Source organism: Streptosporangium album (assembly GCF_014203795.1).
In the GTDB taxonomy this organism is placed as follows: Bacteria; Actinomycetota; Actinomycetes; order Streptosporangiales; family Streptosporangiaceae; genus Streptosporangium; species Streptosporangium album.
In genome coordinates, this window is sequence record NZ_JACHJU010000001.1 from 3,722,766 (window position 1) to 3,741,486 (window position 18,721).

The following is an 18,721-nucleotide window of genomic DNA, read 5'->3' on the forward strand; positions in this document are numbered from 1 at the left end:
GGACACATGCGCCCACGCGGATCGAGCCCTCTGGCCTTTGGTGTCTTCGGTGTCCTGGCCATGACGTTCGCCGCTGTCGTGGTGATCGCCGGGCTGGCCGGGGGGGACGAGGCGGAGGTTCCGGCCACGCCGGGAGCCGGTCCCATAGCGACCAGAAATGCCGGGATCCCGCCGGCTGAGGACGCGGAGGTCACCCCGCCGAGGTTCGGGCCGCCGCCCACGCTGAAACTCGGGTCGATGGGCGACACCGAGATCACGCTGGCCGCCCAGCAGAGAATGGCCGTCGATCTCCGCGCCATGCGACGCTCCGACACCTCCGCCCGGCTCAAGCGCAACCCGCTGTACGGCACCGGCACCATGCGCCCCACCACCTGCCGCGCTCCCCGGCCCTCGACCAGGCCCGCCGACATGCTGAACTACCTCAACGCGGTCACCGGCTGCCTGGACCGGGCCTGGTCGGGGAAGTTCTCCCAGGCCGGAGCGGTCTTCCTGCAGCCACGCCGGGTCTACTGGTCCCGTCCGGGCCGGGGCCCCTGCGGCACCTACCCCAATCCCCGGTTCGCCGCCTACTACTGCCCGTCCAACCGGGGTATGTACATCGGCCTGACCCATCTCATCGAGCAGACCGGCCAGACCGACCCGGCCAGCAACCACGTCCCGTATCTGGCCGTGCTCGCCCACGAGTACGGCCATCACGTGCAGACGATGGCGGGGATCGGCGGCGCCTGGTGGTGGGAGGTCGCGGACAAGTCCAAGACCGCCCAGAACGCGTACTCCCGTCGCAACGAGCTTCAGGCCCAGTGCATGGCGGGGGTCTTCGTCCGTACCGTCCGGACCTCGCTCGGCGTCACCGGCGCCCGCTGGAACGAGGTGCTGCAGACGGAGTACAGTCGCGGCGACGACCAGGGCGGAGGGGGCATCCGCGACCACGGCACCGGCGACCACTACGCCGGATGGCTCCAGCAGGGCTGGAAGTACGCCAGGATCGGCTACTGCAACACCTGGGCCGTCCCCGCCTCACAGGTCAGCTGACTCCCGCCTCCGAGCGCCGGCGCGTCCGCCGAGGCGGACGCTGAGCGCGGTCACGGGATACACCACCAATTCACCACTTCGGCGAGTAAGAGCCGACTCCGGCGATCTCGGCTGGATACAATGCCGACCTGCTCAAAATGATCCCGCCGGGCATCGCGCCCGACGGGGCCAGTACCCATGTCGGCAGCCTAGAGCCTCCCGAGGTGGCATGCGCGGGCCTGTGCGTGGACGACCCCGAGCAGGCATAGCTGCGGTTCTTGTGGTGATTTGTTGCCTTATATCGGCATGCACCGCGACGGTCGGCGGGTCTCCGCCGGCGAGCGACGCCGTGGCGGTCCGCGGAACCCGGGCCCCGGCACCGCTGGTCATGATCGTTGGAGACAGCTTCACCGTGGGATCGGGCCCGGTCGAGCGGTGGGACACCTACGCCGCGAAGGCCGCGCGCGAGCTGGGCTGGCAGCTCGTCACCGCGGGGGCGGCGGGGACGGGCTTCGTCAACCGCGGCCCGGTGAAGCGGACCTTCCAGGAGTCCTTCACCGAGGAGCTCTCCTGGCGCCCGGCCCCCGACCTGCTGATCATCTCCGGCGGGCACAACGACCGCCGCACCGGTTTCGACAAGGTGCACGCGGCCGCCCGGCGTCTGCTCGAACTCGTCCGCACCAGCTGGCCGCAGACCAGGGTCGTCGTCATCGGCCCTCTCTGGATGGCCAGGGCTCCCCGGTGGGCCTATGGCGTCAGGGACGCCGTGGCGATCGCCGCCGACGAGGAGGGGGCGACCTTCCTGGACCCGCTCGGCGAGCACTGGAGCCACGAACTGATCCTGCCCGACGGCGTCCACCCCACCCTCGCCGGACACGTACGGCTCGCACACTGGCTGGTCACGGCACTACACGAGGATGGGTTCGGGCCGGCGCCCCGGTGACCCTCCCGTTCACCCCGGTGCTCCGAGTCGCCGCTCTCGCCGAGCGGGCGAGGCCCCGGCGCGGTGAGCACGTCGGTGACCTCGCCCGCACGCTCTCAGGAGAGGGTGGGGGTGGGTGGGGTGCCGGAGCCGTTCCAGGTGCCGATGAAGCCGTAGGTGGTGGAGCCTCCTGCGGGGATGGTGCCGTTCCAGGCGGCGTTGGTGAAGGTGAAGGTGGTGCCGGAGGCGGTGTAGGCGGAGTTCCAGGACTGGGTGACGTTCACGCCTGCGGGGTAGGTGAGCACGCTCTTCCAGTTGGTGACGGCGGTGGTGCATTTGACGGTGACGTCGCCCTGGAAGCCGCCCTGCCAGGAGTTGACGGTTTTGTAGGTGGAGGTGCAGCCGGAGCCGCTCTGGCCGGTGGTGGTGAAGGTGGTGGTGGCCGAGGCGGTGGGCTTGCCCGGCGTCGTCGGGGCCTGGGTGTCGGGGGTGTCGCCCCCGCCGTAGATCGTGGCCTGCACGGAGGTCTGGGCGATGCCGTTCGCGCCGTTGAAGAGCCGCTGGCCCCAGCTGGTCAGGCTGGAGGCGTTGAAGTTGGTCACCTGGTCGAGGTATTCGACGCCACCGCCGTTGCCGCTCCAGGACCAGCCGAGGTAGCCGACGCCCTTGGCCTGCGACTGGGCCATGATCGTGTCCTCGTCCGGGTTGCCGTCGGAGTGGTTGAACCCGAACTCGCCGATCACCAGGGGCAGCCCGGCGGTCTGGAACCGCTGGATGTAGTCGGTGACCTCGGCGGCCGTGTCGAACACGCCGTACATGTGGATGGAGAAGACGGTGTTGCGCTGCGGGTCGGCGGCGAACACCGTGCTCGCGTTGTCGCGCATGGTGAAGCCCCAGTCCTGGCCCCAGTTGGGCGCGTCCACCATGATCAGGTTCTGGAAGCCGTTGCTGCGCAGCCGGGTGATCGCGGCGGAGGTGGCCTGGGTCCAGCCGGGGGTGGTGGCGGTGTTGCCGAAGGGCTCGTTGCCGATGTCGAGGACGACGTAGTCCTCCTGGCCGACGAGCGCGCTCTTCACGCTGATCCAGTAGTCGACGGCCTGGTCAAGGGTGCGGGCGTCGCTCGCCTCGCCGTACCCGGTGGTGTCGTGGTCCTCCAGCACGCAGATGAGCTTGTTCTGCTTGCACAGCGACACGACGTTGGCCACGTCGGAGACGCTGTTGGCGGTCCAGCGGCCGCCGCTCAGCACCACGCGCACCGTGTTCGCGCCGAGGGACTTGATGTCCGCGAAGGAGGCGGTCTGGGTCGGGTACCAGGTATGCGCGTGGCTGGTGCCGCGCATGACGAACGGGGTGTCGTTCGCCTCAAGGATCTTCGTGCCGCTCACGTGCAGGCCGGTGGCGGCGTGGGCGGCGGGCATCGAGATGAAGAACGACAGGAAGAGCGCGGCGAGCATCGCCACTCGTGTTCTCATGATCTACCTCGGTTGGGTGGGGAGGGCCGGCCGGGTGGACGCCGTCCAGGTCGGAGCCGCCGCAGGAGGCATCGATGCCTCGCCGTAGCTGAACTGCGGCGCCGCGGCGGCCTGGGCGACCGGCACCGGCACGGCCACCAGGGCCGGCAGGGCGAGTGCCGCCGGGGAGTTCTTCATGGGGTGCCTCTCGGAGGTGGTGCTCGGGGCATGGCGGCAGGTCAGGGGTGCCGCCACGCCCCGAGGTCTCAGGGGAGGGTTGAGCTGGTCAGCGACCGGTCGGACCGGCCTGTTCGCCCGGTCAGGGGAAGAGCCGGCCGTACTCGGCCAGGGCGACGGCCACGTCGACCTGGGCCCAGAACCGGTGGTAGTTGAAGGTCGGCGCGGGGCCGGTGCCCTTCAGATACGCGTCGACCTTCGGCCAGTCCGGGTCGTTCTTGTAGAAGGACCGGATCGACATGAAGGTGGAGTTCGAGTCGATCACGTCGCCGTTGGGCATCTTGCCGGTCCAGCCCGGCGGGACGTAGACCGGGTCGTTGAGACGGTTGTAGTCGGCCTTGGTCTCGGGCACCGAGACGCCCTTGGCGTCCTGGTTGTTCTTCCAGATGCCGTCGAGCAGGCCCTTGGCGATGGCCTTGGCCGTGGCGTTACCGGACTTGGCGGCGTAGTAGGTGAGCACCTTGGCGTAGGAGCCCGCCACGCCGACGTCGCTGGTGTAGTCCCGGATGCTGACGTGCAGCCCGGCGTTGGCGCCCGGGTTGCTCGCGTTCCAGGTGTCCGGCTGGCCGGTCCACACCAGGGTCGAGGGGATCTGGAAGGTCCCGTCGGCGTTGACCGTGGTGTTGTCGGTCGCCCACTTGACCCACTTGTCCAGCACCTGTTTGGCGGCGGTGTTGCCGGTCGTGTAGTAGAGCTCCGCGACCCGCTCCATCGACCAGGCCTGGAAGCCGAACCACTGGTTCGACGGCGGGTCGTGGTAGACCGGCTGCCAGTCGTAGGCCATGCCGTAGAAGGTGGGCAGTGTGGACGGCGGGGCCGCGTAGTGGCCCTGCCAGCTGTTGGTCGCGCCGCCGGCGATCGCGCCCTCGCTCGACTGCAGCCAGCGGTAGAACTCCAGCTGCCGCGTCAGGCTGGTGCCCCAGTCCTGTACGGCGGTCGCGCCCTTGGGCTTGAGCACGTCCACGGTGGACAGGGCCCAGGCCGCCATCGGGTTCTGGTAGCCGGAGTGGTTGTGGCTGGCGCCGATCCGCCAGGCCCAGCCCGCGGAGGTGTCGTTGGCGCCGCCCCAGGCGTAGTACCAGCTCAGCAGGTAGGCCGAGCTGTCCTTGCCGGTGCCGGCCGCGCACGATGTGCTGGTGCAGCCCTGTTTCTTGAAGTACTTGTCGTACATCGCGTAGCGCAGGTAGTCACCCATCTTCGCGGCCTTGGAGACCGAGGAGGCGACCTGCGTCTCCTTGCCCTGCTCCTTGGCCCAGGTGTACGCCCAGTAGGCGGCCTGGACGGCGCGGGCGTCGGCGTCGGGGGCGTTGGTGTACTTCCACTGCTTGGCGTAGCTGCTGTCCCCGGTGAACAGGTCCAGGTAGCCGTTCTTGCCGCCGTGCTTGAAGGTGTCACAGGACGGCTGGGGGATGGTCTCGAAGACCGACTCCTCCGGGCCGCGCTGGTAGGTGTTGATGTAGGCGGGCTTGGTGGTGCCGTCGCCGCAGCGGCCGTAGCCGTAGGTGTTGTCCACGTCGAGCAGCCAGTGCATGCCGTACACGTCGCTGGTGCCGTAGGCGCTCTTCAGCTCGTTCGCGATCGGGTCGCTGCCGACGCTGACGCCGTTGTCCAGCTTGGAGGGGTACTGCTTGACGTCGTCCCACTCACCGGCGTAGGTGGCGGGCTTGGACGGGTTGTAGAAGGAGTTGGTCGGCTGGTCCGCGGCGGAGGGGATGATGTACTTCTCCATCGAGGCCCAGGCGTCGTTGAACTTGCTCCAGTCGCCGGTCACCTTGCCGTAGGCCGCCTCCAGCCACAGGTAGTAGCTGTAGGCCTCGGAGGTGGTCTCGTGCCCGTGGTCGGGAGCCTCCACCATGAAGGTCTCCACCGAGTGGTACGGCACGCCCTGCGGTGAGAAGTAGCCGTTCGCCGGATCCTTGAGCTTGTTGTACATCGTGGTGAAGCGCTTGATGTACTCGTTGTCGCCGCCCGCGCTGTCGTTGTCCACCTCGGTGGCGGTCGCCTTGGCCGAGGTGTGACCGGGGGCGGTCGAGGTGAACTCCGCGCTGCCCGAGGCCTGGTCGGCGTCCTCGGCGGCGGCGATCCTCACCGTCTGCGCGGTGTTCCAGTTGGCCGTGGTGAAGGTCAGCGAGCCGCCGGAGGAGACGGTCAGGTCGGCGTCGCCGCTCGTCCTGGCGGTCGTCACGGTGACGTTCGCGGCCGGGGCCTTGGAGAGCTTGACCGAGAGGTCCGCGCTGCCGCCCTCGGGGACGGCGATCGTGGCCGGGGTGAGGAGCACCGCGGGGGCGGCGTTGGCCTGAACGCTGATCCCGACCGGGGAGGAGGTCGTGCTCGCGCCCTTGTCGTCGGTCGCCTTCGCGGTGAGCGAGTAGTCGCCGGCCGCCACGTTCGCCCAGCTGTAGGCGTACGGCGCGGTGGTGTCGGTGCCCAGCAGGGTCGTGCCGTTGAAGAACTCGACCTTGGCGACCGTGCCGTCGCTGTCGGCGGCGTTGGCGGTGATGTCCACCGTGGCGGGCGCGGTGAAGGTGGCACCCGCGAGCGGCTTGGTGATGCTCGCGGTGGGGGCCTGGTTGACGGGGCCGGTCCCGCCGCAGGCGACGCCGTTGATCGTGAAGCTGGTCGGCTTGGGGTTGGACCCGGACCAGCTTCCGTTGAAGCCGATGCTGGTCGAGGCCCCGGTGGCCAGGTTGCCGTTCCAGTCCAGGTTCTTGGCGGTGACGTTCTGGCCGCTCTGCGACCAGGTGGCGCTCCAGCCCTGGGTGACCTTCTGCGAGGCGTCGGGGAAGGCGAACCCGAGGGTCCAGCCGTTCAGCGGGTCACCCAGGTTCTTGATCGACACGTTGGCGGTGAAGCCACCCTGCCAGTCGTTGGTCGCGTAGGTGACATCGCAGGAGACCGCGGCGAATGCGGGTGAGGCTGCCAGCGCGGTGGTCGTTCCGGCCGCCAGGCTGAGCAGCGCCAGCGCGGCGACCCGTCTCCGGAAGTGTGGGAGCGCTCCCGTTTTGGCAGGAAATTGAGGCATCGAAAAGGTCCTCCAGGGATGGTTCCGATGCAAAGCCCCTGGTGGGGGGCTCACGTCGGGTGGAGCGGGGGAGAAGAGAGGTGGGAGCGCTCCCAAGCAAGATTCTGGAGACGGTCCTCGGGATGTCAATGGCATGTGTCCTGCGTTACGTCCAGGTTTCAGGGGACATGCCGTCAGGCTGCTGCGATCCGCGCGGGCGAGTTTCCCGACCGTGAAACTTTCAGACCTCCGCGCCTTACGGTGCCGAGCGCTTGCTCCGTAAGCCGTCCCTCGGTTCGCGGCACGTCCCGACCCCCGCCAGCCGCCGGTAGGGGCCGGAAAACAAGGGGGAAACCCGGATGTTTCTCGCGGGATCACCACCGCTGGGCTCGGTTTGGAGTGTGATATATCCCGCTATGAATAGGGATGACTGGTTCGCTGAGTGGGTAGAAGCTGGAGCCATGAACAGAGCCGACCCGAGAAACCTGAGCGTGCGAGATCTGCGCGATGAGCTTGACCAGCTCGAGGAGACCTGGTTGGAGACCATCCTGACCGGTTCCGAGGATGCCCTCGACGACCACGCGTCGCGCACGCATGAGCTGGAAGAAGAGGTTGACCGCCGCGAGAGAGGCGATGACCCGCCCGTCCCGGAGGAGACGGCCCGCCGCTGAGGGCGGAGATCACGGATCCATCCCGGGGGCAGGGGAGCCGGGTCACATCAACGGCCGGCCGATGAGCACCCGGCCGGTGGGCGGCCGCCCCGTCGAGCGGCCGTCTGCCGGCACCGTCCGGTGCCTCCCCGGACGGGATCGGGACCTTCGAACGGAAAAGGATCTGCTCCGCGAGCTCTCAGAGCCGCTCGGTACGTCCGTGGGAGCCGACCGGCACTCCCTGCCGGAGCGGGGCCCGCCTGAACGGAACAGGCGGGCCCCACGAGCGGTCAGGCGGCCGGTTCCGGTGACACGGGCGCACGGCCCGGTGCGATCTTCCCTATGGTCACCTGTCTGGATTCACCGTCGTCCGCACAGGTTCACAGCCAGTGGTACGAATGATTTTTCGCGTGTTCCGCGCGCTGCCTGCTCGCGTGTTCCGCGGTGGGCCTGCTCTCATGCCCGGCGTTGTGTCTGGCGACGACGCGCGGATCACGACGGATGGTCACCGCGGGGCCGCCCGCGTCCGTCCGCTCCGGCCTGGTCCTGGCGATTTTGACCGGTCGCGAGCCGTCGTGCGCCGGCCGTGAGCCGTCGTGCGCCGGCCGTGAGCCGTCGTGCTTTCTCGGGAGGTTGGTGCGGCCTTCCTCCTGACGCTCCCGGCCCCCGCTGTTCCCGGGCTTCGCGGGACAGAGTCCGTTGGGGCTGACCCGCTGGGTCAGCATGGGTGAGGTGCTGGCCTTCAGCCGGTTGGTGCCCGGATATTTGGCGACGACCTGGTGCACGCCCTTGGAGAGGATGGGAGCGGTCAGGACCGCATGGCCGGCGGTGTCGAGCCGGTCCCTGCCCAGCCTGCCCCTGTCGGAGATGAATCCGACCGTGCCGGTGGGAATGGTGCGCCCCGAGGCCGTGACCGCCGCGAAGAAGATGACCGGACCCGTCTGCCCCATGGCGCAGGACGAGGTCAGTGTCGTGGCGGTCGTCTCAGGCGCGATCCGGCGATCGGACCGTGCCGCAGTGCCCGTGGCCCCGGCCGGAACCGTGGAGTTCGCGGCCGTGCCGAGTGCCGCCGACGTCGATGCCGCGGCACTCGCGATGTGCGGCATCGCGACGATGCCTCCTGTCGCGACCGTGGCGATGAGTCCTCCCACCAGCCAGGAACGGGCGATATGTCGCGACACGATGTGAGAATGACTGGCTTTTATCATAAAGCTGCCCTTTTCTTTTAGTGCTACTCCGTTCGGGCGCATTGCCGATGATGCGCAATTATCTCTGAGTCTACTGATCGCTGGAGGCGCCCTTGCCGTACGACATGCAGGGCATTTAATTGTGACGGCTATTTCCAGAAATAAAGGTAATCCGGCTGGGCTGTCGAATGGGGCGGACCATTTCGGCGCTTTCGGGCCGAGGCCGCGGCATGCCGCGGCCTCTCGATTCCGCCCCTGTCAGCCATGCGAGGGCGTGCCGCGTGCGGCACGCCCTCGGTGGTGTCGGCGGGTAGGTCCGCCCGTCGTGAGGATCCGGCTCAGGAGCAGGTGACGGCGGCCGGGCCGGGGGCGGAGGGACCGTTGGCGGTGAAGCCGATGGTGACCGACTGCCCGGCGGGAAGATTCCTCGCCCAGTCGGGTCCCTTCGCCGTCCAGGTCGTCCCGCTGGCCGTGACGGTGGCGTTCCAGGCGCTGGCGAGCGTCACACCCGACGGCATCGACCAGGTGGCCGTCCAGTCGCTGAGCGCCGAACCGCCGGTGTTCTTGACCGTCAGCTCGCCCTGGAAGCCGCCCTGCCAGGAGTTCACGAGCTTGTACGACGAGGTGCACGAGCCCGAGCCCGAGCCCGGGGTCGGGGTCGGGGTGGGCGTCGGGGTGCCCCCTCCGTTCCCTCCACCACCGACCGGCGGGATCAGATAGGGCTGCAGGATATCCTGTTTGTCCTGGTTAATTGTGGTCCAGTCATCCTTGGCGATGCCGCCGGTGTCACCGGAGTTGGGGTTCCACGACCAGTAGGTGAACGACATGCCGTTCACTCCGGTACCCGTGTACTTCATCAGCTCCTGGAGCCAGATTTTGTCCACAGACGCCTGAAGCGTGGTGCCGAACTCGCCCATCATGATCGGGGCGATGTTCTGCTTGTACAGATAGCCCCAGTATTTGTCCCAGATTGCAGGCATATTAGCCGGGTAATTTGGCGCGTCGAACCACGTCTGGTGGTAAACCGAAGTGGCATATTCATGGGGAGAATAGACCAGCCGGTTGGGCACGCTGAGCCGCACGGGGAACTGGCCGGCCTTGGACAGGTTGCCGCCCCACCAGCCGCAGTCCTCGTCGTTGCTGGGATCGTTGTCCCAGACGTTGGACAGGCCGCCGCTCGGGCAGCTCACGCCCTCGACGAAGATCAGCCAGTTGGGGTTCACCGACAGCACCGCGTTGCCCGCCCGCTCGGCGGCCAGCCGCCAGTCGCGTGTGGTGTCGCCACAGCCCCAGCAGGCGCCGGTGGCGGCCGGGTTGGTGCCCTCGGCGTGCGGCTCGTTGTGCAGGTCGGCGCCGATGACGGTGGTGTTGCCGGCGTAGCGCTGGGCGAGCGTCTTCCAGTCGTTGATCCACGTGCTCTCCGGCGTCGCGGCGGCGTACCAGAGGGCCGACTGCCCGGCGGCGGTCGGGCGGTGACGGTCCAGGATGATCCGCATGCCCTTGCTGCCGGCGTAGTCGACGACCTTGTCCAGGATCTGCAGCGGGGTGTTGCCGACCAGGTCGGGATTCACGTAGTCGTTCACGCCGCTGGCGACCGCGCCCGGCTTGAGCGCGTCGTTGGAGAACGGCACCCGCAGCGTGTTGTAGCCGAGCGAGGCCATCTTGTCGATCTGCCCCTTCCACGGGTTGCTCGACCACAGCCCGTGGAACGTCTTGTTGTCGGTCTCCATGCCGAACCAGTTGATGCCGGTCAGCCGGACGGTCGCCCCCGTGCTGTCGATGATCTTGTTGCCGGAGGTGTGCAGGTAGCCGGTGCCGGTTCCGCCCGCCGCAGCCGCGGGGGAGGAGCCGAGCGCGACCGCCAGCGCCGAGGTGGTCACGAGCGCCGCGAGCGCCGCCGACCACCTGCGAACACGCAGGACTTTCATCAAGGTCCCTTCGGGGATGGGATCTGTTCGCGGGGTGGGGCCCCGAGATCGAAAGTTGCGGCCGGTCGCGTTCGTTATCGTTCGGTGCCGACCCGGCGCCCGTCAACCGCTGGCCGGAGCGTTCCGCGTCCGGGGAAGGCGCGCGACCCCCTCTAGCTCGCAGGGTACGGCTCCCGCCTCGGTGGCCGTATCGTGAAAGTTTCATGGATCCCACGTCACCGGCGCGGGCGGGGCTTTCCGTGCCGGCGCGGTGCCTGCCGGCCGAATGGACTTAATCCTCCAAGCCGGGTGTTTGCCGTTAATGGCTAGTAGGCTGATAAATACAGATATACGTGCTGCCCGCGCCGATCTGAAAGAATGATGTTTGTCCGGTGTTCGGTGGGAAATGGCGAATGCCACGCCCCGGTAACGCGGGGCGCGGCATTCGTCGTAATCCTTCCGAACCGGGTGTCGCTCAGTAAGGCGGAGTGTGGTTGACGAAACCCGTGCAGTTCTTCGGCCACGCGGGATTGCCGCCGGTGCCCGGCTGGGGCTGGACCGTGCAGGAGGTCGCGGCGATCGCGCCGGTCGAGCTGAGCACGGTGAAGCGAAGGCTGTTGCCCATGGGCGCCACGGTGACGCCCACCGCCTTCCCGGGATAGTTCGCCAGCGAGCTGAGGTCGTTCCAGCGCGGGACCGGCTGCCGCAGGTCCCGGATCAGCGTCGCGCCGTTGCCCGGGGCGTACGCGGTGAACTCGGTGCCGCCCTGGAACGTCGAGGCGATGCTCATGACCGGCCCGGGGGGTCCAAGTGGACCCTGCGGGCCGGTCGGCCCCTTCGGTCCCATGGGGCCGGCGGGGCCCCGGGCGCCGGCCTGACCCCGCGATCCGGGAGCTCCGTCGGGTCCGGCGGGTCCGATGGGTCCGGGGCGCCCGATGGGTCCGATGGGTCCGGGGCGCCCGATGGGACCGCGAGGGCCGTTCTTGCCCTGGGGTCCTAGGGGTCCGGCGGGGCCGGTGGGTCCGGCCGCTCCGACGGGCCCGACGGGCCCGACAGGCCCGAGGGGGCCGGCCGGACCGCCGGCGGGTCCCGGGAGGCCCTGCGGCCCGCGCGGACCGGCGATGCCCCTCAGCTTGCCCTGCGCCCCGCGCGGACCCGGCGAGTCACGCGAGCATTCGCGGGTGCTGGCGGCCCGGCACTTCGTCCTGCGCTCGGAGGCGCCGAACATGCCGGAGCCGAGGTGGCGCCCCATGGTCTCGCTGAGGTCGTGGGTCGCCGGGCGGGAACTGAGGAGTTCCGCCTGTGCGGTGGCGGCGTTCGCCTGCGTCTGAGGTGACGCCATCAGAAGACCGCTGGTTATCGTTGCGATGGCCAGAGCCCCGGCTCTCTTGCCGGGTTGGATGCTTTGAAGCCATATGTGCTTGCGAACGAGCACTTATTCCCCCATATCGTTTAAATCCGGGTTCCGCCTAAGAGCGGCAAGAACGGCGGTAGCTGAGAGATACCCCACAAGTAACAGAATGACGCACGAGTGTCGGTGGAGAATGGCAAATGAATGGCACGCTGAAGGGAAAACGCCGCCGCACTCTGTCTTATTGTTTATCGCTAAATGGGTGTCCGGGTTTAGAAAAGTTGATTTATGTCCGCAGTGTGGTCGAAAAGGCCATCAGGGCGATTTATCGCCCGTGCCCCGGACCGTGTGTCCGGATCGTGTGGCCTGCCCGCCGGGGTCCGGTCCGGCCGTGCGCGCTCGGGGTCGCCGGCCGCCTTCGCCGCCAGGGGCGCAGGCGAACCGGTGGACCGGCCGCGTGCCTCGCGCCCCACGTGTTCGGTGAAAGTTTCACGGTCCGCACCGCCGGAACCGGTTACACCGTCGTCACCGGTGGGCAGCAGCGAAGTCGCTCACGGCCGACGAGACCTATCCCTGGTCTGACGTGCTGCAACAGAGCAATACTCGTAAAGGGGAGGCCAACCGCTCCGAGCTGCTGGAGATCTATCCAGATCGGGCGAGCGTGTCGCGTGAGCTGTGGCTACGTCTTCTCACCGAGGCCCAGGAGCACGTAGACGTGCTGGCCTTCTCCGGGACGTTCTACGCCCAGGCACAGCCGAAGGTCGCCCGCATGATCACCGAGGCGGCTCAACGCGGCGTGGCGGTTCGCCTGTGCTTCGGCGATCCTCACTCCCAGGCCGTAGAGATCCGCGATCGAGAGGAGGGGTTGGGCGGCACACCGGCGGCCAAGATCCGTTCGTCTCTCACCTACTACCGGGGTCTCGCCGATCTCGATGGGTGTGAGGTACGGCTGCACGGGACGACGCTGTACGCCTCCCTGTTCCGCTACGACGACGAGATCCTCGTCAACCCGCACGCGTACGGCGAGCCCGCATCGGCCAATGCGACCTTTCACTTCCGCCGACTCGACGGGGGAACGCTCGCTGATCACTACACGACATCATTCGATTATTCGCCCCGTTTAGCTTCAGAGCGATTTTTCGAGCAGTAGCGATGCGTTGCCGAGCGAGTTCGGCCCAGAAGGATTCGCCGTGTCGATGACCGCTCCAGGCGTAACGCCAGTCCTGCACAGTCATCGTTTCCCGGTCATCCGGCTCCGGGAGACCGAGGCGGCCCAGAGCGGAGCCGACGTGACCGCCGGGAACCTCTCCTGGAACGGGAACCTGGCCCCGGGCCAGTCGACGAACTTCGGCTTCAACGGGACCCACAGCGGGGTCAACCCGTCCCCGTCGGCCTTCACCTCGGGCTGAGCCACGCGGGCGGCGGCCGCCGGATCCCGGCGACCGCCGCCTGTGCGTTGTCCGGCGTCCAGCCGGTCCGTTCATCCGGCGAGCGCGACCGCCACGAGCCGGAGCTGCGACTCCAGCGCCTCGCGGAACTCGTCGGACAGGGAACCCTCCCGGTGCCGGTCGGCGATCTTCCCCCGGATCGGGGTGAGATCGTGGGAACAGCAGACGCTGCCGGCCAGCACCTGCCGCAGGTCCAACGCCACGTCGGGACGGATCCCGCCTGCGGTCTCGCCCTCGGCCAGCAGCGCGTTGAAGCGCCGCACGCTCTGGCTGAGACTCGGCGTCGAGGACCGGACCGTCTCCACCAGGGGAGGTGACGGCAGGGCGTTCTCCGTGCGGACGGTCCGTGAATCGGGCAGGTCGTGACCGCTTCCGGTGGTCGCTCGCGGGCTGGGGCGCCCGGTGCGACCGGGAGCCGTGCTGGGCGCGGTCGCCGGAGCCGTGCCCAGGGTCGCACCGGGCACGGTCGCCGGGGCCGTACCCGAGGCGTCGGGCGGGGCCGTGCCGGAGACGGTCACCGGAGGCCTGCCGGACGCGGCGGCCGAGGGCGTGGCAGGACCGGCTCTCTGGCCCTGGGCGGCGCTGAAACCCGGCCGCTGATCCGGACCGGCGGCGAACTGGTTCCAGGTGAGGGCCCCCAGGACCAGCACCGCGACCGCGGTCACCGTCCAGCGCATGAGGAGGGGGCCGGTGGTCCCGGGGACACCGGCCAGTGCCGCGGTGAGACCGTCGGCCACATCCTGCGCCTTCGGCCGCGCCTCCGGTGCCTGCGACAGGCAGCTCCGGCAGAGCGCGGCCACCGCGGGAGGCAGTCCCGGAGCGCAGACGGCGGGCGGAGGTCCGACCCGCCGGACGTTCTCGATCTCCTCCCAGGTCCGCTCCGGGTACGGCGTGCCGCCGGTGAGCATCTCGAAGAGCAGCACGCCGAGCGCGTAGACGTCGCTCGCCGGGTCGGCCGTCACGCCGGTCAGCCGCTCGGGCGCGAGGTAGGGGGGTGTGCCGTAGTCGCAGGCGTGGTCGTCGCCGTCCTCCCCGATGAACGCCGCGATGCCGAAGTCGAGCAGCTTGGCGCCGGCCGCGGTCAGCAGCACGTTCTCGGCGGTGACGTCCCGGTGGACGATGCCCCGCTCGTGGGCGGCGGCCAGCACGGTGGCCAGCCGGGCGGCGATCAGCGCCGCCTCCGCCCAGGGCAGCGGCCCCTCGGAGATCCGGTCGGACAGCGGGCGCCCCTCCAGCAGGCGCATGACCACGTAGGCGGCGAGGCGGCCGTGGGAGGTCACGGCCTCCCCGTAGTCGTACACCTCGATCGTGTCGGGATGGATGAGCCGTGCGGTGGCGCGGGCCTCCCGGCGGATGAGCTCGCGCCCTCCCCGGTCGGCGCCGATCTCGCCGTCCAGCAGTTTGACCGCGACCATCCGCTGCAGCGACTGGTCGAAGGCCCGCCAGATGACGCTCATGCCGCCCCACGCGATCGGCTCCAGCAACAGGTATCGGCGGGTGAGCACGTCTCCCGCGCGGAGTCCGCCATGCTCAGGCGGACTCACGGACCACCAGCTCAGTGGGGAGCATCGGATTGTTCCTCGGGAGGTCGGCGGAGGTCATCGAGAGCAGGAGCAACCGGGTGGCCAGCGCGGCGAACTCCTCCACGGGCTGGCGGACGGTGGTGAGCGTGGGAGAGGTCCGGCGGGCGATGGGGGCGTCGTCGAAGCCGATCACGGCCACGTCGTCGGGCACCCGGCGGCCGGTGCGGCGCAGGGTCTGTATGGCGGCCGCGGCCATCACGTCGGAGGCGGCGAACACGGCGTCGACGTGCGGCATACGGCGGAGCAGCCACTGCATGCCGTGCACCCCGGAGGAGTGGGTGAAGTCGCCGTAGGCCACCGGCACTCCGGTCATCCCGGCCAGGGCGAGCGTCTGGACGAAGCCGTCGAGCCGGTCCCGCGACGCGGGCAGCCCGGGCGGTCCCGCGATGACGCCGATGGCCCGCCGGCCACCGAGGAGGAAGTGCTCGGCGGCCTGCCTGCCGCCGTCGCGGTTGTCCATGTCGACATGAGGGAGGTCGATGCCGTCCGGCGGGCGGCCCGCGCTCCGCACGGGAATGCCGGACGCGGCTAGGGTCACCGCGAGCGGGTGCCGATCTCGCGCGCTGATCAGCAGGACGCCGTCGACTCCTCCGGCGACGAGTGGTGGTGCGGCGATGGTGGAGGTGGCGGCGGTGGCCGTCATCACGGCGAGCGGTACGCCGTGGCCGGTGAGCACCTCCTCCGCCGCAGTGATCATTCTCGCGTAGAAGGGCTCGGTGAACAGCCGGTGCGCGGGTTCGCAGACCACGATGGCCACGACCTGGTCGGATCGGCGTCCGGCCCCGCCACGGGGCGCGCGGTGCCGTACGTAACCGAGACGCGAGATCGCGTCATGCACCTGCCTGCGGGTCGATGTGCTGACCCTGACTGAACCGGTGATTACCCGGGATGCGGTCGCAGGAGAGACTCCTGCTTCTGCCGCGACCTGGGCAAGTGTGGGTAGATCAGACATAACTTCCTCCACACCAAGATTCCGCACAGGTGGGAGCGCTCCCAGTGAACGTAGCATTGTTTCGAAAGTGTCAAAAGATGTTTCCGGAAAATCACTACATGTAAGTCAAATTCATCTGACAGCCCAGTCAGGGGCGAGGACAGACATGATGATCGAATCGTGCCACCGGCCGTCCTGGCGGAGGGCGTCCCGGCGCACGCCCTCCTCGACGAAGCCCACCTTGCGGTACACGTGAACGGCCCGGTCGTTGAAATCGAACACCTCCAGGCCGACCCGGTGCAGCTCGGTGGTGGTGAAGACGTGGTCGAGCACCAGGCGGATCGCCTCGGTGCCGTACCCCCTGCCGAACGCGCGAGGGCCGAGCAGGGCGATGCGCAGGTTGCAGGAGAGGTTGTAGGTGTCGAGCTCGTTGAGCACGACCTCGCCGACGTAGGCGTCGTGGTCGGCGGCGCAGATCGCCAGATCCAGCCGGTCGTCGTGGTCACCACGCGAGCCGTACCAGATCCTGGCCGCCTCGTAGTCGATCTTCCCGTGCGAGCCGGTCAGCCGGATGGTCTCCGGATCGTTGACGAGCTCCCAGAGACCTTCGACGTGCTCGGGGCCGACGGGACGGAGCGTCACGCGCTCCCCGGGCAGGGTGGGCTTGCTGGCGAACATCACCCGGAGTGTCTATCCGGGCCGGCCGCGCGCGGGCAAGCCCATCGGCTCACCAGGGACCGTAGGGGCCCTGGTTGCCGCCCTTGCCGACCTCGCTGACGGCCGGCTTCACATCCGCCAGGTAGATGCCGGCGGCGATGACGGAGGCGATGGCGAAGAGGTTGAGCTGGCCCAGCCCGATCCCGAAGTAGCCCACCGCCGTGGTGAAGGAGAACAGCGCGGCCAGCCCCAGGATGATCAGCCAGAGCTTCTTGCTCTGCTTTCCGGTGATCGCGAACGCGCGCGCCGGAGTCCGCACGGCGTGGAAGAGGGCCCACGCCGACATGATGAACGCGGCGATCGACAGGATCCAGAAGATCAGATCCAGAACACCGTGGATCTCAAGCATCGTCTCTCCAAAACGCTCGCCTCGCTGGTGTGCTGTCAGCCTAATGCCGGAAACCACCTCCGTGTCGTCTTCGACCCCGGGCGTGCCCGCCGTACGGGCGGCATCCGGCAGATCCGGCTCCGCGGCCGGCGCGAGACGCGTCCGTCCGGTACGGGGGCGCGCGTGTCACGACGTCGGACGGGGCCGAGACCGGCGGCCCCCGTCGCAGGATCCTGATCATGGAATCCTGCGATCATGTCGGTATGACACAGAATGCTCCGGACGCAGGTGAAAGACCGGGCCGCCGGGAGATCTCCGACGCGGTCGGCGATCTGGGATGGCGCTACATCCTGGGGGTCGTGCGCGGGTCGGTGCCCGTGGCGTCGCTGGCGCAGGCGGTCGACGTCGCCGCCCGCGCGGCGGCCGCGACCCGCGGTCGGCCCAGCTCGTCGAGATCGCCATCGACGCGCTCGACATCGCCGCCGTCCGCCCGTTCTGGAAGGCCGTGATGGGCTACGGCGACGAGGCCGGCGCGTCGGGTCCCCAGGATCCGCTCATCGACCCCGCAGGTCAGGGCCCGGCGATCTGGTTCCAGCAGATGCACGCGCCGCGGCCGCAGCGCAACCGGATCCACTTCGACGTCTCGGTCCCGCACGACGAGGCACCCCACCGCATCACGGCCGCGCTGGCCGCGGGCGGGGTGCTGCTGTCCGACGCCAAAGCCCCCGCCTTCTGGGTGCTGGCGGACGTGGAGGGCAACGAGGCCTGCGTGACGACCTGGCAGGGCAGGGACTGACCCCGGCGGAGGACCGGGGGCCGCATCGGTCCCCGCCGGGAACACCGCGACCGTCCGCCCGGGCCTTCGCACACGGAGGTCCGGGCGGACGGCGCCGGAATACGGTGTTTCCCGGAACGGCCGTGGTGAGCCTCAGGCCTTAGGGGCGGAGGTGTTCTTCGGGGCGCGGTTGTTCTTCCTGGTGGTCTGGGTGGCGACGGCGGGATCGGCCGTCTCCGAGACCTCCTCCAGCTCCAGGGCCGCCTCGCCGCTGGCCTTGGAGACGACCTTGCGGCCGCGGCTGGCGAACTCCTCGTAGAGCGCGACGGCCCTGCCGGTGAACTGGTCGGCGTAGCCGCGGGCCTTCCCGGGGAAGTCCTTGGCGTAGCCTTCGGCCTTGCCGCTGAAGTCCTTGGCGTAGACCTCGGCCTTGCCGGCGAACTCCCTGGCCTTCTCGGGCAGGTCCTTGGCGGCCTCGCGGATCTCCTCACGGCGGCCCTGCAGCCTCTGGAGCTGCTCCGGAAGCTCGCGGAGCTTCTCGGCGGCGAAGTCGCCGACGCCGGCCACGGCGTAGAACGGCTTGGAGTCGGCGAGCTTCTTGACTTCGGTGGCGAGAGTCATTGTCTTAACCTTCCTTGGTTTCGGGTGTGACGTTGCCGTTGGCAGAGGGGGCCGCGTATGGCTTCAGGGCGGCGAGATATCCCTCGGGCAGCGGCGCCTCGTCGTTCGGCGATGAGCCGGCTTCCCCTCCGTGGGGCGCCGGCGCGGGAGGTGCTCCCTGGGAGGTCTGCGCGTCCTCGTCCAAGGCTCCGGCCCGGTTCTCCTTGCGGAACGACTCGTAGATGTCGATCAGCACCTGGCGCTGGCGCTCCGTGATGAGGTGGTCGGTCCTGATCGCGGTCAGCACGTCGTTGTCCGGCTCGCGCTCCTCGATGAGACCGGCCTGGACGTACAGCGCCTGTGAGGAGATGTGCAGCCCCTTGGCGATCTGGTTCAGGATCTCCGCGCTGGGTTTGCGCAACCCTCGCTCGATCTGGCTGAGATAGGGGTTGGAGACCCCCGCCGCGCTGGCGAGCTGACGCAGGGAGATCTTCGCCTGCGTGCGCTGCTCGCGGATGTACTCGCCGATCGAGCCGACCTTGGGTAATGCCATGTCTTCAGTCTGCCCGATGCTGCTTGCAATTGCAAACACCTTGGTTAACAGTTGCAAGCAAAAAAAGGG

Annotated in this window: 19 protein-coding genes; 7 read left to right on the forward strand and 12 right to left on the reverse strand. The window is 68.8% G+C overall.

Annotated features, from left to right (window positions below; genetic code table 11):
- The first annotated feature begins 6 nt into the window (after nucleotides 1-6).
- Together FHR32_RS17870 and FHR32_RS17875 are read left to right on the forward strand one after the other, a co-directional pair.
- Nucleotides 7-1,032 carry a neutral zinc metallopeptidase gene (locus FHR32_RS17870; RefSeq protein ID WP_184755338.1) on the forward strand — a complete coding sequence of 342 codons (1,026 nt, stop codon included), beginning with the start codon at nucleotides 7-9 and terminating at the stop codon, nucleotides 1,030-1,032.
- Between the two features lie 367 nt (nucleotides 1,033-1,399).
- Nucleotides 1,400-1,954, forward strand: coding sequence for an SGNH/GDSL hydrolase family protein (locus FHR32_RS17875; RefSeq protein ID WP_184755339.1), 555 nt, complete (start codon nucleotides 1,400-1,402; stop codon nucleotides 1,952-1,954).
- Between the two features lie 95 nt (nucleotides 1,955-2,049).
- Here the strand turns inward: FHR32_RS17875 and FHR32_RS17880 are convergent, their stop codons facing one another.
- The 3 genes from FHR32_RS17880 to FHR32_RS17890 form a co-directional block, all read right to left on the reverse strand.
- Nucleotides 2,050-3,405 (reverse strand): cellulase family glycosylhydrolase, encoded by a 1,356-nt coding sequence (locus FHR32_RS17880; protein ID WP_184755340.1) that lies wholly within the window; start codon nucleotides 3,403-3,405, stop codon nucleotides 2,050-2,052.
- A 3-nt stretch (nucleotides 3,406-3,408) separates the two neighbouring features.
- The gene (locus tag FHR32_RS17885; protein WP_184755341.1) at nucleotides 3,409-3,582 is read right to left on the reverse strand and encodes a hypothetical protein; all 174 of its coding nucleotides are present in this window, start codon (nucleotides 3,580-3,582) and stop codon (nucleotides 3,409-3,411) included.
- Nucleotides 3,583-3,703: 121 nt separating this feature from the next.
- The gene (locus FHR32_RS17890) at nucleotides 3,704-6,643 is read right to left on the reverse strand and encodes a glycoside hydrolase family 48 protein (RefSeq protein WP_184755342.1); all 2,940 of its coding nucleotides are present in this window, start codon (nucleotides 6,641-6,643) and stop codon (nucleotides 3,704-3,706) included.
- 440 nt (nucleotides 6,644-7,083) lie between these two features.
- On the opposite strand from FHR32_RS17890, the gene FHR32_RS17895 reads away from it, so the two are divergent.
- The gene (locus FHR32_RS17895; RefSeq protein ID WP_184755343.1) at nucleotides 7,084-7,293 is read left to right on the forward strand and encodes a DUF6158 family protein; all 210 of its coding nucleotides are present in this window, start codon (nucleotides 7,084-7,086) and stop codon (nucleotides 7,291-7,293) included.
- 359 nt (nucleotides 7,294-7,652) lie between these two features.
- Here the strand turns inward: FHR32_RS17895 and FHR32_RS17900 are convergent, their stop codons facing one another.
- The 3 genes from FHR32_RS17900 to FHR32_RS43000 form a co-directional block, all read right to left on the reverse strand.
- Nucleotides 7,653-8,453: an Ig-like domain-containing protein gene (locus FHR32_RS17900; RefSeq protein ID WP_184755344.1), complete on the reverse strand. Its 801-nt coding sequence runs from the start codon at nucleotides 8,451-8,453 to the stop codon at nucleotides 7,653-7,655.
- Between the two features lie 344 nt (nucleotides 8,454-8,797).
- Nucleotides 8,798-10,387: a cellulase family glycosylhydrolase gene (locus tag FHR32_RS44505; RefSeq protein ID WP_184755345.1), complete on the reverse strand. Its 1,590-nt coding sequence runs from the start codon at nucleotides 10,385-10,387 to the stop codon at nucleotides 8,798-8,800.
- Nucleotides 10,388-10,841: 454 nt separating this feature from the next.
- Entirely contained in the window at nucleotides 10,842-11,156 is a 315-nt protein-coding gene (locus FHR32_RS43000; protein ID WP_221465449.1) for a hypothetical protein, read from the reverse strand.
- A 331-nt stretch (nucleotides 11,157-11,487) separates the two neighbouring features.
- Between FHR32_RS43000 and FHR32_RS43005 the strand changes: the two genes are divergently transcribed.
- The 3 genes from FHR32_RS43005 (at nucleotide 11,488) to FHR32_RS17920 (ending at nucleotide 13,126) form a co-directional block, all read left to right on the forward strand.
- Complete coding sequence (locus FHR32_RS43005; RefSeq protein ID WP_221465450.1) at nucleotides 11,488-11,697, forward strand: hypothetical protein; 210 nt, start codon at nucleotides 11,488-11,490, stop codon at nucleotides 11,695-11,697.
- 603 nt (nucleotides 11,698-12,300) lie between these two features.
- Nucleotides 12,301-12,867 (forward strand): DUF5919 domain-containing protein, encoded by a 567-nt coding sequence (locus tag FHR32_RS17915; protein ID WP_184755347.1) that lies wholly within the window; start codon nucleotides 12,301-12,303, stop codon nucleotides 12,865-12,867.
- A 46-nt stretch (nucleotides 12,868-12,913) separates the two neighbouring features.
- Complete coding sequence (locus FHR32_RS17920) at nucleotides 12,914-13,126, forward strand: cellulose binding domain-containing protein (protein ID WP_184755348.1); 213 nt, start codon at nucleotides 12,914-12,916, stop codon at nucleotides 13,124-13,126.
- A gap of 71 nt (nucleotides 13,127-13,197) precedes the next feature.
- Here FHR32_RS17920 and FHR32_RS17925 read toward each other — a convergent pair whose 3' ends face one another.
- From FHR32_RS17925 to FHR32_RS17940, 4 genes are read right to left on the reverse strand one after another with little or no spacing between them, the layout of a single operon-like run.
- The gene (locus FHR32_RS17925) at nucleotides 13,198-14,709 is read right to left on the reverse strand and encodes a serine/threonine-protein kinase (protein WP_184755349.1); all 1,512 of its coding nucleotides are present in this window, start codon (nucleotides 14,707-14,709) and stop codon (nucleotides 13,198-13,200) included.
- Nucleotides 14,696-15,757, reverse strand: coding sequence for a LacI family DNA-binding transcriptional regulator (locus tag FHR32_RS17930; RefSeq protein ID WP_312882436.1), 1,062 nt, complete (start codon nucleotides 15,755-15,757; stop codon nucleotides 14,696-14,698). Before FHR32_RS17930 ends, FHR32_RS17925 begins: the two co-directional genes overlap by 14 nt.
- Before the next feature lie 54 nt (nucleotides 15,758-15,811).
- On the reverse strand, nucleotides 15,812-16,357 hold the full coding sequence (locus FHR32_RS17935; RefSeq protein WP_184755351.1) for a GNAT family N-acetyltransferase: 546 nt from the start codon (nucleotides 16,355-16,357) through the stop codon (nucleotides 15,812-15,814).
- Nucleotides 16,358-16,406: 49 nt separating this feature from the next.
- A complete protein-coding gene (locus FHR32_RS17940; protein ID WP_184755352.1) occupies nucleotides 16,407-16,745 on the reverse strand; it encodes a DUF2516 family protein in 339 nt (112 codons plus the stop codon).
- Nucleotides 16,746-17,061: 316 nt separating this feature from the next.
- Between FHR32_RS17940 and FHR32_RS17945 the strand changes: the two genes are divergently transcribed.
- The gene (locus FHR32_RS17945; RefSeq protein WP_221465451.1) at nucleotides 17,062-17,520 is read left to right on the forward strand and encodes a VOC family protein; all 459 of its coding nucleotides are present in this window, start codon (nucleotides 17,062-17,064) and stop codon (nucleotides 17,518-17,520) included.
- A 132-nt stretch (nucleotides 17,521-17,652) separates the two neighbouring features.
- On the opposite strand, the gene FHR32_RS17950 is transcribed toward FHR32_RS17945, so the two are convergent.
- Nucleotides 17,653-18,120, reverse strand: a complete 468-nt coding sequence (locus FHR32_RS17950) for a hypothetical protein (RefSeq protein ID WP_184755353.1) — start codon at nucleotides 18,118-18,120, stop codon at nucleotides 17,653-17,655.
- A gap of 4 nt (nucleotides 18,121-18,124) precedes the next feature.
- Complete coding sequence (locus FHR32_RS46020) at nucleotides 18,125-18,652, reverse strand: helix-turn-helix domain-containing protein (RefSeq protein WP_184755354.1); 528 nt, start codon at nucleotides 18,650-18,652, stop codon at nucleotides 18,125-18,127.
- Nucleotides 18,653-18,721 lie beyond the last annotated feature (69 nt).